The organism is Lysobacter luteus, from assembly GCF_907164845.1.
Lineage (GTDB): Bacteria > Pseudomonadota > Gammaproteobacteria > Xanthomonadales > Xanthomonadaceae > Novilysobacter > Novilysobacter luteus.
Window position 1 is genome coordinate 170,721 of record NZ_OU015430.1, and the last position, 14,241, is coordinate 184,961.

The 14,241-nt window shown below is 70.0% G+C and carries 10 protein-coding genes; 4 read left to right on the forward strand and 6 right to left on the reverse strand.

What is annotated here, in order from left to right; translation table 11 throughout:
- Positions 1 to 6: 6 nt before the first annotated feature.
- Together KOD61_RS00865 and KOD61_RS00870 are read right to left on the reverse strand one after the other, a co-directional pair.
- Positions 7 to 558 carry a cytochrome b gene (locus KOD61_RS00865; protein WP_215219209.1) on the reverse strand — a complete coding sequence of 184 codons (552 nt, stop codon included), beginning with the start codon at positions 556 to 558 and terminating at the stop codon, positions 7 to 9.
- Entirely contained in the window at positions 555 to 1,676 is a 1,122-nt protein-coding gene (locus KOD61_RS00870; protein ID WP_215219210.1) for a catalase family peroxidase, read from the reverse strand. Before KOD61_RS00870 ends, KOD61_RS00865 begins: the two co-directional genes overlap by 4 nt.
- A 242-nt stretch (positions 1,677 to 1,918) precedes the next feature.
- On the opposite strand from KOD61_RS00870, the gene KOD61_RS00875 reads away from it, so the two are divergent.
- Entirely contained in the window at positions 1,919 to 2,386 is a 468-nt protein-coding gene (locus KOD61_RS00875) for a sigma-70 family RNA polymerase sigma factor (protein ID WP_251370732.1), read from the forward strand.
- Positions 2,383 to 3,126, forward strand: a complete 744-nt coding sequence (locus KOD61_RS00880; protein ID WP_215219212.1) for an anti-sigma factor family protein — start codon at positions 2,383 to 2,385, stop codon at positions 3,124 to 3,126. The genes KOD61_RS00875 and KOD61_RS00880 overlap by 4 nt, the downstream gene beginning before the upstream one ends.
- 17 nt (positions 3,127 to 3,143) lie before the next feature.
- On the opposite strand, the gene KOD61_RS00885 is transcribed toward KOD61_RS00880, so the two are convergent.
- The 3 genes from KOD61_RS00885 to KOD61_RS00895 form a co-directional block, all read right to left on the reverse strand.
- Entirely contained in the window at positions 3,144 to 5,192 is a 2,049-nt protein-coding gene (locus tag KOD61_RS00885) for a glycoside hydrolase family 97 protein (protein WP_215219213.1), read from the reverse strand.
- A 77-nt stretch (positions 5,193 to 5,269) separates the two neighbouring features.
- On the reverse strand, positions 5,270 to 7,954 hold the full coding sequence (locus KOD61_RS00890; RefSeq protein WP_215219214.1) for an alpha-1,6-glucosidase domain-containing protein: 2,685 nt from the start codon (positions 7,952 to 7,954) through the stop codon (positions 5,270 to 5,272).
- A gap of 166 nt (positions 7,955 to 8,120) precedes the next feature.
- Positions 8,121 to 9,737, reverse strand: coding sequence for an alpha-glucosidase family protein (locus KOD61_RS00895; protein ID WP_215219215.1), 1,617 nt, complete (start codon positions 9,735 to 9,737; stop codon positions 8,121 to 8,123).
- A gap of 193 nt (positions 9,738 to 9,930) precedes the next feature.
- Between KOD61_RS00895 and KOD61_RS00900 the strand changes: the two genes are divergently transcribed.
- Entirely contained in the window at positions 9,931 to 11,427 is a 1,497-nt protein-coding gene (locus KOD61_RS00900) for an MFS transporter (RefSeq protein ID WP_215219216.1), read from the forward strand.
- Positions 11,424 to 13,124, forward strand: coding sequence for an alpha-amylase family glycosyl hydrolase (locus KOD61_RS00905; protein ID WP_215219217.1), 1,701 nt, complete (start codon positions 11,424 to 11,426; stop codon positions 13,122 to 13,124). The genes KOD61_RS00900 and KOD61_RS00905 overlap by 4 nt, the downstream gene beginning before the upstream one ends.
- A gap of 6 nt (positions 13,125 to 13,130) precedes the next feature.
- Here the strand turns inward: KOD61_RS00905 and KOD61_RS00910 are convergent, their stop codons facing one another.
- A complete protein-coding gene (locus KOD61_RS00910; protein WP_215219218.1) occupies positions 13,131 to 14,210 on the reverse strand; it encodes a LacI family DNA-binding transcriptional regulator in 1,080 nt (359 codons plus the stop codon).
- Between the last annotated feature and the right edge of the window lie 31 nt (positions 14,211 to 14,241).

Consider the following 14,241-nt stretch of genomic DNA (forward strand, 5'->3'; position numbering starts at 1 on the left):
GGACGGTCAACCCGGCTTGCGCGCTCCCGTCATCGCGCCGAACACGCCGTCGCGATACACCCATGCGTGCAGCAGCGCGGCCGACACATGCAGCACCACGGTCGCGAACAGCAAGTAGGCGAGCCATCCATGCGCGGCGCGCAGGGCGGCATACACGAGCGGGTCCTGCGGTGCGATCGGCGGCAGTACCAGGCCGGACGCCATGCGCACGGGGTCGCCGGCGGCAGAAAGCATCGCCCAGCCGATCACCGGTAGCGCGACCATCAGCCCATACAGCAGCCAATGCGAGGCGTGGGCGGCGCGGCGTTGCCAGACCGGCAGTGATGCGGGCAATGCCGGCGGTTGGTGGCGCATCCGTTTGCGCAGGCGCAGCACGGCCAGCAACAGGATCGCGATGCCCATTGGGCGGTGCAGGTCGATCAGCCACGGCCGGGCGGAAACCGAACTGACCATTCCGACGCCGATGAACAGCATCGCGATGATCAGCACGGCCATCAGCCAGTGCAGCGATCGCGCGGTGCGGTTGAAGTGGGCGGGGTTCGTGTCGTGCGCACTCATGGGGTTGCTTCCGGCGTGGTGGCGGCGTTGCCTTGTCCCAGCGCCAGCTCGCGCTGCCGCCGGTTGAACGATTGCGCGTAGGTGGCCGAGCGTGCGGCCAGGATCGGGTCGCCCGACGCGGCCACGCCATGGGGGAGCACCAGCGGGTCGAAGTTGATGTCGCGGCACGCGCCCGTGCTCTGGGGCTCGGCATGCAGCAGCGTCAGCGTGCCGACGACCACCTGATCGCGCGCGTCCGGCCAGGGCACCGACGGATCCTCGACCACGTCGCCGGGGGCGGCCAGCGTCACCACCATGTCCCAGTGCAGCGGCCCGCTTTGCAGGCGCTGGTCCAGGTCGGCGGCGAGGAAACCGGCATCGGCGCGTTCGCGCTCGGCCGCATCGAGCTCCCGGAACGGGGTGCGCGGCTGCATCGACCAGCGCACGAAGCGCTCGCCGCCATCGGCGTCCACAAAGCGGAAGGCATTGACGCTGTTGTACTCGGTGTTCGCCCAGCTGTCGGACCACGGCGCGGCTTTGGCCCACTGCTGGAATGCGCGGGCCCGCGGATGGTCGGCGAGGAACGCCTCCATCGCGACGGGGTCGGCCTTGCCGGTGGCGGGATCCGGCCGGCTGGCCAGGGTCTGCTGATGGAACGCCTGCGGCGTGGCGACGGCCAGGAACGGAAAGCTGTTCATGGCCATGCGCCACTGCGGTTCACCGCGTCCGCCCAGTTGCAACGCCAGGCTGCGAACCCGTGCGCTGGCATCGGAACCATGCGGGTCGCCCCCGCCGATCGAGAATCGTCCAAGCACCGGGAGCGTTTCGCCCGAGAAAGCCTCCGCGGCAGACAGCGCGCGTCCGTCGGCGCTGCCGGTAAACGTGCCCGTGATGCAGACGCCCTTGGCATGCGCGCGGCGGAAGCCAGGGTGCGGACCGCCGTTGGCTTCCACCGCGTCGACCACCTGGCCGGCGGTGAGGCGGTCGGCGCCCAGCCAGCCAGCGGTCCAGGCAAATGCACCGACCGCGCCGAGTGCAATCGCGCCGATGCCGGCCAGCGCGAGGGCCCGCCGGAGGCGCTCCGGGCTGGGGTCGGGGCTTGGGTCGGAACCGGGGAGAGGCTCGTCTGGGTAGTTCATCCGTCGCTATTCCTGTGGGGGCGATGGTAGGACGCACGGGCGCGACCTATATTCCATCGACGCACCAACGCTGCCGGGGAATAAGCCGCGTCACGGTTCGTCACACTGGCATGTCCGTGCAACCGATGACCGTTTCTCCCGCCATCCGGCCCTGCGCCGCGGAGGCCCTCAAGGTGGATGACCAGGACCAAGACCAGGACCAGGACCAGGATGAGGATCGCCTGCGCGACCTGATCCCCCGGATGCGCCAGTTCGCGCGCGCTCTCACCCGGGACGGAACGGCGGCGGACGACCTGGTCCAGGCCGCGCTGGAGCGTGCACTGCGGGCGTGGGCGTCGCGACGGAAGGCCGCGGCGCTGCAGTCGTGGTTGTTCTCGATCCTGTACCGGCAGTTCATCGACGAGCAACGCCGGGCGACGCGCTGGCGCCGCGTGCTCGAGGTGGTGGGGGCGGCGGACGCGGTCCACGCGCCATCGGCCGAGCGCATCACCGAAGGGCGCGACGCGCTGGCCGCGTTGGAGCAGCTGCCGGCGGAGCAGCGCGCGCTGTTGGTGCTGGTCGGTGTCGAGGGCCTCAGCTACCGCGAGGTCGCCGAAACCCTGGGTGTGCCGATCGGCACCGTGATGTCCCGGTTGTCGCGCGCACGCGACCGGTTGCGCGCGCTGACGGACGGACACGCACCCACCACAGCTTTGCGGATAGTCAAATGAACGAACCGATCTCCGATTCCGACCTGCATGCCTACGTGGATGGCCATCTGGGTGCGGGCCGGCGTGCCGCGGTCGAGACCTGGCTGGCCGCGCACCCGGATGCCGCCGCGCGCGTGCGGGGCTGGAAGGCCGACGCGGAGGCATTGCGCGCCGCACTGGGTGACGGCGCGGCGCTGCCGGAGGCCCCGCGGCTGGACCCGTTGCGCGTCCGGGGTAGGGTCCACGCCCGACGCTGGGACACCATGGCCCGCGCCGCCGTGCTGGTGCTTGCGCTCGGGCTGGGTGGTGTTGGTGGCTGGTGGGCGCGGGATGGCCGCGACGCGCGTTCGGCCCCGCCGATGGCCGATGCCGTCACCGCCTACCGCCTGCTGTCGGAAAGCCAGGTCGCCATGGACTTCGAAGGTGATCGCAGCGACGGCCTGCAGCGTTGGCTGGTCCGCAACTTCGACGAGGCTGGTCGCGTGCCCGACCTCAGCGAACAGGGCTACCGGCTGCGTGGCGCACGCATGCTGGCGACCGCCGAGGGCGCCGCAGCGATGCTGGTCTACGAGAACGGAGGCGGCGAAGTGCTCGGCATCTACCTGCGCCCACGTACCCACCGGATGCGCGAAGGCGAGCGTAGGGACGGCGGCCTCATGGCGCGCTACTGGTCGCAGGGCGACACGGCGATCGCGGTGGTCAGTTCGCGCTTCGACGAGCGCGCGGGTGAGGTGGCGCCCTTGGTGCGACGCGGCGGCTGATCGGGGCTGCAGCGCAGTCAGGGGACCGCTGCGGAGCCAGCCACGAAGCGGATTGCCTGGCCGCCGCCGGCTGCCAGTCGCAGGGTCAACCGGTCGGCGCTGGTGACGGCGCGGGTTTCGCGCTCGAATGCGAACGGTGCGTCGTGCCAGTGCGCGCCGTCGCCGTCGCGGTAGACCTGCGCGGTGTAGTTCCGGCCCGGGTCGAGGAATGACAGCGGCACCTCGAGCACGCGGCCGTTTCCGTCGGTGATGCTACCCAGGTACCAGTCGTCGCTGTTGCGGTCCTTGCGCGCGAAGGTCACGTAGTCGCCGACCTCACCATTGACCACCTCGGTGCGCGCCCAGTCGGCCGGTACGTCCCTGATGAACTGGAACGCGTCCATGTGCTTCTCGTAGTTCTCCGGCAGGTCGGCGGCCATCTGCACCGGGCTGTACAGCACCACGTACAGCGCCAGCTGCTTGGCGAGGGTGGTCTGGATGGCCTGCCCGCGACCCTGCAGGCTGAGGATGCCCGGGGTGTAGTCCATCGGCCCGGACAGCATGCGGGTGAACACGAGGTTGACCTCGTGCTCGGGCGGGTTGGTCGGGTTGCCCCAGGCGCCGTACTCCATGCCGCGCGCACCCTCGCGACTGACCCAGTTCGGGTAGGTGCGGCGCAGGCCCGTGTCCTTGATCGGTTCGTGGCTGTTGATCGCGACATGGTGCCTGGCCGCGGCTTCGAGCACGCGCTGGTGATGGCCGGCACTCCATTGGCCGTCGTGCCATTCGCGCGCGATCGAACCGTCCGGCAGGCGCCGCTCGATGCCGCCGGCGTCGCAGACGTATCCCGTCTTGACCACGTCGATGCCGAGCCGCTCGTTGATCGCGAACGCGTCGGCCATCTGGTCCTCGTAGTGGCTGACCGCGCAGCCGGTCTCGTGGTGGCCGATCAGGTGCACGTCCCTCGACTTCGCGTAAGCCGCCAGCGCCTCGATATCGAAATCGGGCGTGGCGCGGGTGAAGTCGAAGTCGTAGCCGTTGCCGAACCACTGGCCGTCCCAGCCCGGGTTCCAGCCTTCGACCAGCACGCCGCGGAAGCCGTGCTCGGCGGCGAAGTCGATGTAGCGCTTCGTGTTCGCCGTGGTCGCGCCATGCTTCTTCCCGGTTGCCCAGCTCTCCTGCTCCAGGTGAAGCGACCACCAGATGCCGACGTACTTGGAAGGCGTAAACCAGCTGACGTCGCCGAGCTTGTTCGGTTCGTTGAGGTTGAGGATCAGGTCGGACGATTCGTACAGCGCGGCAGCGCTGTCGGCGATCTGCAGGGTGCGCCACGGGGTGTTGAATGGCAGCGTGCGCCGCACCTTCCAGCCCTCCGACGCCGGCGCGAGCTCGGCGCGGAAGCGGCGGCCTTCGGCGCGGCGCAGCCACATGCCGGCGTAGTCGGCCAGCGCGGCCTCGTGGAAGGCGATGTGCAGGCCGTCGTCGGTGCGCACTGTCATCGGCGTGTGCGCGGTGGTGACCTCGTTGAGGGGCGTGCGGTTGTACAGGTACTCGTAGCGATTCCACTCACCGGCGGGGATCCACCACGCGGTGGCGGGGCCGGCGAGCGCGAACTCGGTCAACTCGTCGTCGATGATGAGTTCCGCTGCGGCGGACTGCTCGGGGAACTCGTAGCGGAAACCGATGCCGTCGTCGTAGACACGGAACACCACGTTGAAGGTGCGGTTCGGTGCGATGGTCTCGGTCAGCGTCGCGCGCAGCTCGTTGTAGTGGTTGCGGATGAAGCGGTCCTCGCCCCACGGCTGTTCCCAGGTCTCATCGAAGCTGCGGGTCGCCTTGTCGGCGAGCGCGAGGTTGCGCTCGAACTTGCCGCTGCCGCGCAGCATGAAGCCGAGCGCGGAGGTGTCGATGAGCGGTTCGCCGAAGCGCTCGACGCGGTAGCCGGCGCGGCCTTCGTGCAGGTCCAACCCGACGGTCAGCACCCCGTTGGGTGACGAGACGGTGGCTACCGTTTCGGCATGGGCCGAAGCACACGACAGCGCGGCGGCAGCTATCGCATAGACGATGGACAGGATCGGACGGCGCATGCGTTTCCTCTCTCGGCGTGTAGCGACCGCGGCGTGCACCGGCGAGGTTCCGGTTCGCGACAGCGGCGGCATGTGGATCACTCGATGACGTAGACCACCGCGGTGCGGGCGGGCACCGCAAAGTGCCCGCTGGCCGGGTCGAAGGCGGCGGACTCGTGCGGGCGCGGGTCAGCGGCACCGGCGGCGCGGTGAACGGGGTGGAGCACGAAGCGACGGCCGCGGGCCGCGTCGATCGGGAGCACCTGCGGCTCCGGCGACACGTTGACCAGGTACAGCAGCGCCTCGAATCCGGCGCCCGGGTAGCCACGGCCGTCGAGCTCGCCGGCGATCACCACCGGGTTCTGGGCAGGACCGGTGTTGTGGAAGCGCAGGCGCCGCTTCACATCGTCGGCCGTCCGCAGACGGAACAGGGTCGAGCTGTCGCGGATGCGCAGCAGGTCGAGGAACGCATCGCGGGTGAAGGCGATCCCGCGTGCGGTCGGCTTGATCGACGGGTCGGCGAGCAGCGGTGCCATCTGCGGCCAGCTCTCGCGGTTGTCCGGCGCCGGCGGCAGGCCGGTGCCGAAGTGGTTGTCGGTGGCGCTCCAGTCGAGCCGGTTGAACCAGTCACCGGAATCGAAGCTGTTGCGGTCCAGCGACTTGGAGCGCAGCAGTTCGCCGCCGGCGTGGAAGTAGGCGATGCCCTGGCTGAAGGCGTTCAGTGCGAGTGCGAGCACCTGCACCCGGGCGCGATCATCGCGGCTGGTGTCGGCCGGCAGCTTGAACGCGTTGACGTCGAACAGGGTCTGGTTGTCGTGGTTCTCGACGTAGTTGACCACCTCGCCCGGCTGCGCGGCGTAGCCGGCCGGCTGGCCCTTGTAGTCGAGCCGGGACAGCGGGATCGTCGCGCCGCTGGCGTCCGTCGTCACATACTCGGCGAGGGTGCCCGCGAGGCCAGCGCGGACCAGGTCGGCGGCATGCAGCAGCTCGGCGCGGCTGGCTGTGTCGTGCGCGTTGGGCGCGTAGTGCATGCCGTTGACATAGCCCTGGGTGAACATCGCCGCGCCCTTGTCACCGGCGCCGCCACCGCGGATCGCATCGCGCGCGCGGTCGCTGAAGGTGCCGATGCCCGAACCCTGCAGCGACAACTGCGAGGCCTGCACGAAGCGCGCGCCGTCTGCGACCTCGCCGAAGTTCCAGCCCTCGCCGATCAGGTTGACGTGGCGGCCGGCGGCCTCGTTGACGCGCCGCTGCAGCTGCTCCATCGCATCGCGCGGCTGGTGGCCCATCAGGTCGAAGCGGAATGAGTCGATCCGGTAGTGCTCCGCCCACAGCGCCGCCGAGTCGAGCATGAGCTTGCCCATCATCAGGTGCTCGGTGGCGGTGTTGTCGCAGCAGGTCGAGGTGGTGACCTTGCCGTTCGCGTCGAGGCGCTGGTAGTAGCCGGGCACGATCCGGTCGAGTACCGAGCGCTCGAGCTGGCCGGACGCGGTGGTGTGGTTGTAGACCACGTCCATGCCGACCCGCAGCCCGGCAGCGTGCAACGCCTGGACCATCGCGCGGAACTCGCGGATGCGCGCTGCGCCATCGGCGGCGTTGCTGGCGAAGCTGCCCTCGGGCGCGTTGAAGTGGTACGGGTCGTAGCCCCAGTTGAAGCAGTCGCGCGCGGCGACAGCCATCACCGCCGCCTGCTGGGCCTGGCCGTCCGCGGCCGCCTCGGGTACGTCGGGTTCGATGCAGCCCGGCTCGGGCACGGTCGCGAGGTCGAACACCGGCAACAGGTGGACATCGGTCAGGCCGGCGTCGGCGAGCGACCGCAGGTGGCGCATGCCGTCGCTGCGGGTTTCGGTGAACGCGAGGTACTTGCCGCGGTTGGCGTCGGTCACCGTCGTGTCGTCGCGGGAGAAATCGCGCACGTGCAGTTCGTAGATGACCATGTCGGTCGGCGCGGCCAACGGCGTCGGTCGCGGTGTGTCGTCCCAGCCGGTCGGCTTGAGCGCGGGGGCATCCAGGTCGGCGACGTAGCTGCGTTTCGAATTCGCGGTGAGGCTGACCGAGTACGGATCGGTGACGCGGTTGCGGACCACGCCGGTGCCCGGCACGAACACGTCGACCAGGTAGGTGTAGTAGTCGCCCGAACGATCGCCCGGCAGGCGTGTGGACCATGCGCCGGTGGCATCGTCGCGCTGCATCGGCAGGCGTGCGCTGGCGGCGCCGTCGCCGTCGTCGTAGAGGCATAGCGAGACGTCGCGGGCGGTCGGCGCCCACACACGGAAGCCGGTGCCATCGCTACCGGGCGTCGCGCCGAGGTCGTCCAGCGCGGTTGCCGCAGCAAAGAGGTCGTCGAGTGCGCCGGGATGCTGCACGGTGGTCGCGGCCAGCACCCTGCCGTCCGCATCCTCGCGCACCAGCACCAGTTGGCCGCGCAGCAGCGCAGGCACACGCGTCACGTCACCCGGGGCCAGCGACAGCCGTACGCCTTCGCCAATGAAATCGGACCTCGCGGCCAGCGTGGGCGGCAGCGGCGTGCCGATGGGCGACAGTGCAAGTGCGCCATCGGCACCGGTGACCGCGGCACCGGGCCCGGCGGTAATCCCACCAGTCGCCGAGTGGTACAGGCGGTAGGTCCCGGTGTCGTCGGCCGCGACGCCCGGCCATTGCAGCAGGCCGCGGTCGAGCCAGTAGGCACTGGCATCGGTCGGGGCGTCGGGCGCGGCCTGCAGGGTCGTCGCGAACGCGTCGGCGTTGCAGGCCGCGGTATCAAGCCCGGCGGTCGGCGACATGCGGGATTCGCCCGCGTGGCGTGTCGTCGCGCCAGATCCCGTCGCGCCGACCGGGGCGGCGATGCACGCGAGCGCCAACGCAACGCCGAGGGCGCGCCGCCGGAGCGCGTGGGCCGGTGAACCGACGGGACTGCTTCCCACGCTGCATGCCGCCATCGCGACCTCCTCAGTCGATGTGGGCGAAGAACACCCCGTTGGCCGGCAGTTGCAGTTCGCCGCCGTGCACTGCGCCGGCGACCAGGCCGTGGCCGTCGAGCACGCGCGGCGCCATGCCGGCCGGTAGCGTCCACGTCGCGGCGGCGGCCGACAGGTTGAACACCACCAGCACGCGCATGTCATCGCGCGTGCGGGTGAACGCCAGCACCGGTTCGGGTGCATCGATAAAGGCGATATCGCCGCCCACCAACGCCGGCTGGTCCCTGCGCCAACGCAGGAACCGGCGCGCGCCGTTGAGCACCGAGCCGGGGTCGGCATCCTGCGTGGCGACGTTGCGGGCACGATGGGCCTCGGGCACCGGCAACCACGGCTCGGCCGGGCTGAAGCCCGCGTCGGCGGCGCCGGTCCACGGCATTGGCGTACGGCAGCCGTCCCGGCCCTTGAAGTTGGGCCAGAACGCGATGCCATACGGGTCGCGCAGTTTGTCGAACGGGACGTCGGCTTCCGGCAGCCCGAGCTCCTCGCCCTGGTACAGGCAGACCGAACCGCGCAGCGAGCACACCAGCGCGACCAGTTGCCGGGCGAAGTCGTCGCTTGCATCGGCACCGCCCCAGCGCGTCACCGCGCGCTGCACGTCGTGGTTGGACAGCGCCCAGCATGGCCAGCCGTCGCTCATGCGCGATTCAAGGTGCTCGACCGTGTGGCGGATGTAGGCCGCGCTGCGCTCCTCGACCAGCAGCTCGAAGCTGTAGCCCATGTGCAGCCGGGTGCCGGTGACGTACTCGGCCATGGTGCCGAGCGAATCCTCGGAGGAGATCTCGCCGAGCGTGGTCGTCCCCGGGTAACGGTCGAACAGCGCCCGCAGCTCCTCCATCAGGGCGAGGTTTTCCGGCCGGGTGTTGTTGTAGTGGTGGTACTGGTAGGCGTACGGGTTGTCGGCGCTGAACCCGCGGCCCACGCGCAGGTGCGCGGGCTTGGCGGGGTTGTCGCGCAACCGGGCGTCGTGGAAGCAGAAGTTGATCGAGTCCAGCCGCATGCCGTCGACGCCGCGGTCGAGCCAGAACCGCAACGTGTCCAGCATCGCCGCGCGCACGTCCGGGTTGTGGAAGTTCAGCTGCGGCTGCGAGGACAGGAAGTTGTGCAGGTAGTACTGCTCGCGCCGCGGCTCCCACGTCCACGCGCCGCCGCCGAAGATCGACAGCCAGTTGTTGGGCGGGGTGCCGTCGGGCTTCGGGTCGGCCCAGACGTACCAGTCGGCACGCGGATTGTCGCGGCTGGCGCGGCTCTCGGTGAACCACGGGTGCTGGTCGGAGCTGTGGCTGAGCACCTGGTCGATCATCACCCGGATGCCGCGCGCATGGGCTTGCGCCAGCAACCGGTCGAAGTCGGCGAGCGTCCCGAACATGGGGTCGACATCGCGGAAGTCGGCGATGTCGTAGCCGTAGTCGGCCATCGGCGAGGTGAAGAACGGCGACACCCAGATCGCGTCCACGCCGAGACTGGCGACATGGTCGAGGCGGGCGATGATGCCGGGCAGGTCGCCGACGCCGTCGCCGTTGGTGTCCAGGAAGCTGCGCGGGTAGATCTGGTAGATCACCGCGCCGCGCCACCAGGGTGCTGTCGCCATCCGCGTCCCCACAACGTGCCTTGAAGAAAGGGCGGCCGGCCACTGCGCGCGGCTCGCCGGGGCGCCACTATTCCACGGCCCGCACTGCAGCATGTTGCCGCCACGGGCGCGCCGGCGATGAATACGTTTGCAGGCCGATTGTGCACCTGCACCGCTGACTACCATGGCCGTCGACCAATGGGGAACGCATCGGATGGATCGCAAACCGCAGCTGTCGTTCTGGCAGATCTGGAACATGTGTTTCGGCTTCCTCGGCATCCAGTTCGGGTTCGCCCTGCAGAACGCCAACGTCAGCCGCATCTTCCAGACGCTGGGCGCGGAGATGGACGAGATCCCGGTGCTGTGGATTGCCGCGCCACTCACCGGCCTGATCGTCCAGCCGATCGTCGGCTATCTGTCGGACCGCACCTGGACCGGGCTGGGGCGCCGCCGGCCTTACTTCCTGGTCGGCGCGGTGCTGTCGACGCTGGCGCTGTTCGTGATGCCCGAGTCGCCGGCGCTGTGGATCGCGGCCGGCATGCTGTGGGTGCTCGACGCCTCGATCAACATCTCGATGGAGCCGTTCCGCGCGTTCGTCGGCGACCAGTTGCCGTGCCGGCAGCGGCCGACCGGTTACGCGATGCAGAGCTTCTTCATCGGCGTCGGTTCGGTGGTCGCCAGCCTGCTGCCCTTCCTGCTGGCGCACCTGGGCGTGGCCAACACCGCCGGCCCGGGCGAAGTACCCGACACCGTGCGCTACGCGTTCTGGTTCGGTGGCGCGGTGCTGCTGCTGGCGGTCGGCTGGACCATCGTCAGCACGCGCGAGTACCCGCCGGCGCAGCTGCAGGCCTGGGACGAGGCGCCGGTGCTGGTGCGCCCGCCGCTGGATCGCGGGCGGCTGGCACGCCACGGCATTGCCTGGCTGGCGGCGGGCGCGTTGCTGGCGGCCGCGGTGGTCGGCTTTGGCCTCGACAAGCAGCTCTACATCCTGGCCGGGTTGCTGGCGGCCTACGGGCTTGCCCAGTTCGCGCTGCGCCACCTGCGCGGTGACAACCCGCTGGCGAGCATCCTCGGCGACCTCCACCACATGCCGCGGGTAATGCGGCAACTGGCGGTGGTGCAGTTCTTCAGCTGGTTCGCGTTGTTCGCGATGTGGATCTACACCACCGCGGCGGTGACCGGCGTGCACTTCGGCAGCGACGATCCGACGTCGGCCGCCTACAACGAGGGCGCCAACTGGGTTGGCGTGCTGTTTGCCGCCTACAACGGCTTTGCGGCGCTGGCGGCCATGGTCATCCCGGCGATGGTGCGGCGGCTCGGGCTGCGCATGAGCCACCTGGTCAACGCGGTGCTGGGCGGGCTGGGCCTGTTGTCGTTCCTGGTGATCGACGACCCGCGCTGGCTGCTGCTGTCGATGGTGGGGGTCGGCTTCGCCTGGGCGTCCATCCTGTCGCTGCCATACGCGCTGCTGTCGGACTGCCTGCCGGCGGCCAAGATGGGCGTGTACATGGGCATCTTCAATTTCTTCATCGTGATCCCGCAGCTGGTCGCCGCGAGCCTGCTGGGGTTCCTGCTCAACACCTTCCTCGGTGGCGAGCCGGTCAACGCGTTGGCGGTGGGTGGCATCAGCCTGGTGATCGCGGGGCTGTGCGTGCTGCGGGTGAGCGAGCCGTTGGCGGCGACCGCCGGGACCGCTGGGGAGGCCGCATGAAGCCGTCGGCTGTCGCACTCGTGCTGCTGGCCACCCTGGCCGCTGGCTGCACCCACCTCGGCGGGGCGGGCGCGCCCGCCGTCGACCGCGAGTACTACGGCACCACCGAGCCGTTCGCGGCGAACGCGGTGTACTTCGTGGTGACCGACCGCTTCGTCAACGGCGACCCGTCGAACGACCAGCGCGCGCAGGGCGCGCCGGACCCCGCGCTGCGCACCTTTGACCGGCCGACCCCCGGTGCGGAGCGGCACGGCGGCAACATCGGCTACCTGGGCGGCGACTTCCGCGGCCTGCTCGACAACGCGGGCTACATCGCCGACATGGGGTTTGGCGCGGTGTGGCTGACGCCGATCATCGACAACCCCGACCAGGCCTTCACCGGCGGCGACCCGATCGGCTCGGATGCGTTCTTCAAGGACCGCGGCAAGACCGGCTACCACGGTTACTGGGGTGTGGACTTCTTCACCGTCGACGAGCACCTGCCCAGCGATGGGCTCGACTTTGCCGGCCTCACCGCGGGGCTGCGCAGGCACGGCCTGGTGACGGTGCTCGACATCGTCGCCAACCACGGCTCGCCGTCGTTCAGCATGCCGGCCGACCAGCCGAAGTTCGGCGAGCTCTACGACGCCGACGGCCGCCTCGTGGCCGACCACCAGAACCTCGCGCCCGAAGCGCTCGACCCGGACACCAATCCGCTGCACGCGTTCTTCCACGCCGAGCCCGACCTCGCCCAGCTGTCCAACCTGGACGACACCAATCCCGCGGTGCTCGACTACTTCGTGCGCGCCTATTCGAAGTGGATCGACCAGGGCGCCGGCGCGTTCCGCATCGACACCATCCGGCACGTGCCGCATCCGTTCTGGAAGGCGTTCACCGACCGCATCCGCTCCGACCATCCGGGCTTCTTCATGTTCGGCGAGGCGTTCGACCACGAGGCCGGCAACATCGCGCCGCACACCTGGCAGGAGAACGGCGGCGTCAGCGTGCTCGACTTCCCGTTGAAGGCGGCGCTGCAGGACGTGTTCGGCCGCGCCGGCGCCGGCTACGAGCGGCTGGCCGATGCGCTGTACCTGATCGACGGCCCGTACGCCAACCCGTACGAGCTCATGACCTTCTACGACAACCACGACATGCCGCGCATGGACGCCAGCGATGCGAGCTTCATCGATGCGCACAACTGGCTGTTCACCGCGCGCGGCATCCCGGTCATCTACTACGGCTCGGAGATCGGCTTCATGCGCGGCGCCGGTGAGCACGAAGGCAATCGCAACTACTTCGGCCAGGACCGCGTCGATGCGGCCGCTGCCCACCCCGTCCGCCAGCAGCTGGCGCGCATTGCCCGCCTGCGTGCGGCAACACCGGCGCTGCAGCGCGGACTGCAGCTCAACGTGCAACTTGAAGGCGACCGCGCCGCGTTCTACCGGGTGCTGCAGCACGGTGGCCAGGCCCAGGTCGCGCTGGTACTGCTCAACAAGGGCGACGTGCCGGCGCCGTTCGAAGTGCTTGATTACCTGCAGGCGGGAACGTGGCGCGATGCACTCGACGGCGGCGTGCTCGCGGTCGCCGAAGGCGGGTCGCTTGCGGCAACGGTGCCGGCGCATGGGGTCAGGGTGTTCGTGCTTGATGCGCCCGTACGCGACGGTGGTTTGGCCGCCGCGCTCGATGGAGCGATGGCGCGCGCGCGTCGCGGCGACTGACCGCGCTCAGCCCGGCGCGGCGCCGCTGGAGCGCCGCACCACAAGTTGCGCCGGCAGCATGCGGCTCTGCGCGGGCTGGTTGTCGATCAGCGCCATCAGCGTTTCCACCAGCAGTTCGCCGGCCGCCGAGGTGTCCTGCGCGACGGTGGTCAGCGCCGGTTGGGTGAAGCGCGCGGTAGGGATGTCGTCGAAGCCCACCAGCCGAACGTCGCCGGGCACGTGCAGGCCGTGTTCCTCGAACGCCCGCAACGCGCCGATCGCGATCAGGTCGCTGGCGGCGAACACCGCGTCGAAGCCGGGCGCCGCACCGGCCGCCCCGCTGCGCGCCAGCAACTCGCGCGCCGCGGCGTAGCCATCATCCTCGGCGCTCTGCGCATCGACCTGCAGTGCCGGGTCCATCGCCCCGCCGGCGACCCGCAACGCGGCATCGCAGCCACGATAGCGGTCGAGGAACTCGGGATAGTGGCTGGAGGCGTCACCCAGGAAGGCGACCCGGCGGCACCCGAGTGCGGCCAGGTGCTGGCCGACCAGTTCGCCGCCATGGAAGTTGTCGCAGCCGATCGACAGCCCGGGCTGGTCGGCCAGTACCGCGCCCCAGCGCACGAACCGGGTGCCCTGCTCGAGCAGGGTGTCGAGCTTGCCGCGGTAGCTCAGGTAATCGCCATAGCCGAGCAGGATCAAACCGTCGGCCTTCCGGCTGTCGGCGTAGTCGGCGTGCCAGTCGTCGGACAACTGCTGGAACGAGACCAGCAGGTCCTGCCCGGCGCGCGCGCAGGCACGCGTGATCGAGCCGAGCATCGACAGGAAGAACGGGTTGATGTGCGAGTCGTCCGCCGTCGGGTCCTCGAACAGCAGCAGCGCCAGCGTGCCCGAGCGCTGCAGGCGAAGGCTGGAGGCGTGCCGGTCCACGGTGTAGTTGAGCTCGCGGACCGCTTCCTCGACCCGGCGACGGGTCTCGGCGTTGACCAGGGGCGAGCCGCGCAGCACCCGCGACACGGTGGCCTGGGAGACCCCCGCGTGGTGGGCGATATCGATCGAGGTGGCCTTGGTGCGCTTGCGCGACGCCGGTGGGTCTGGATGTGTCATGCGGCATGGAGTGTAGGCCGGGCGGTCGCCG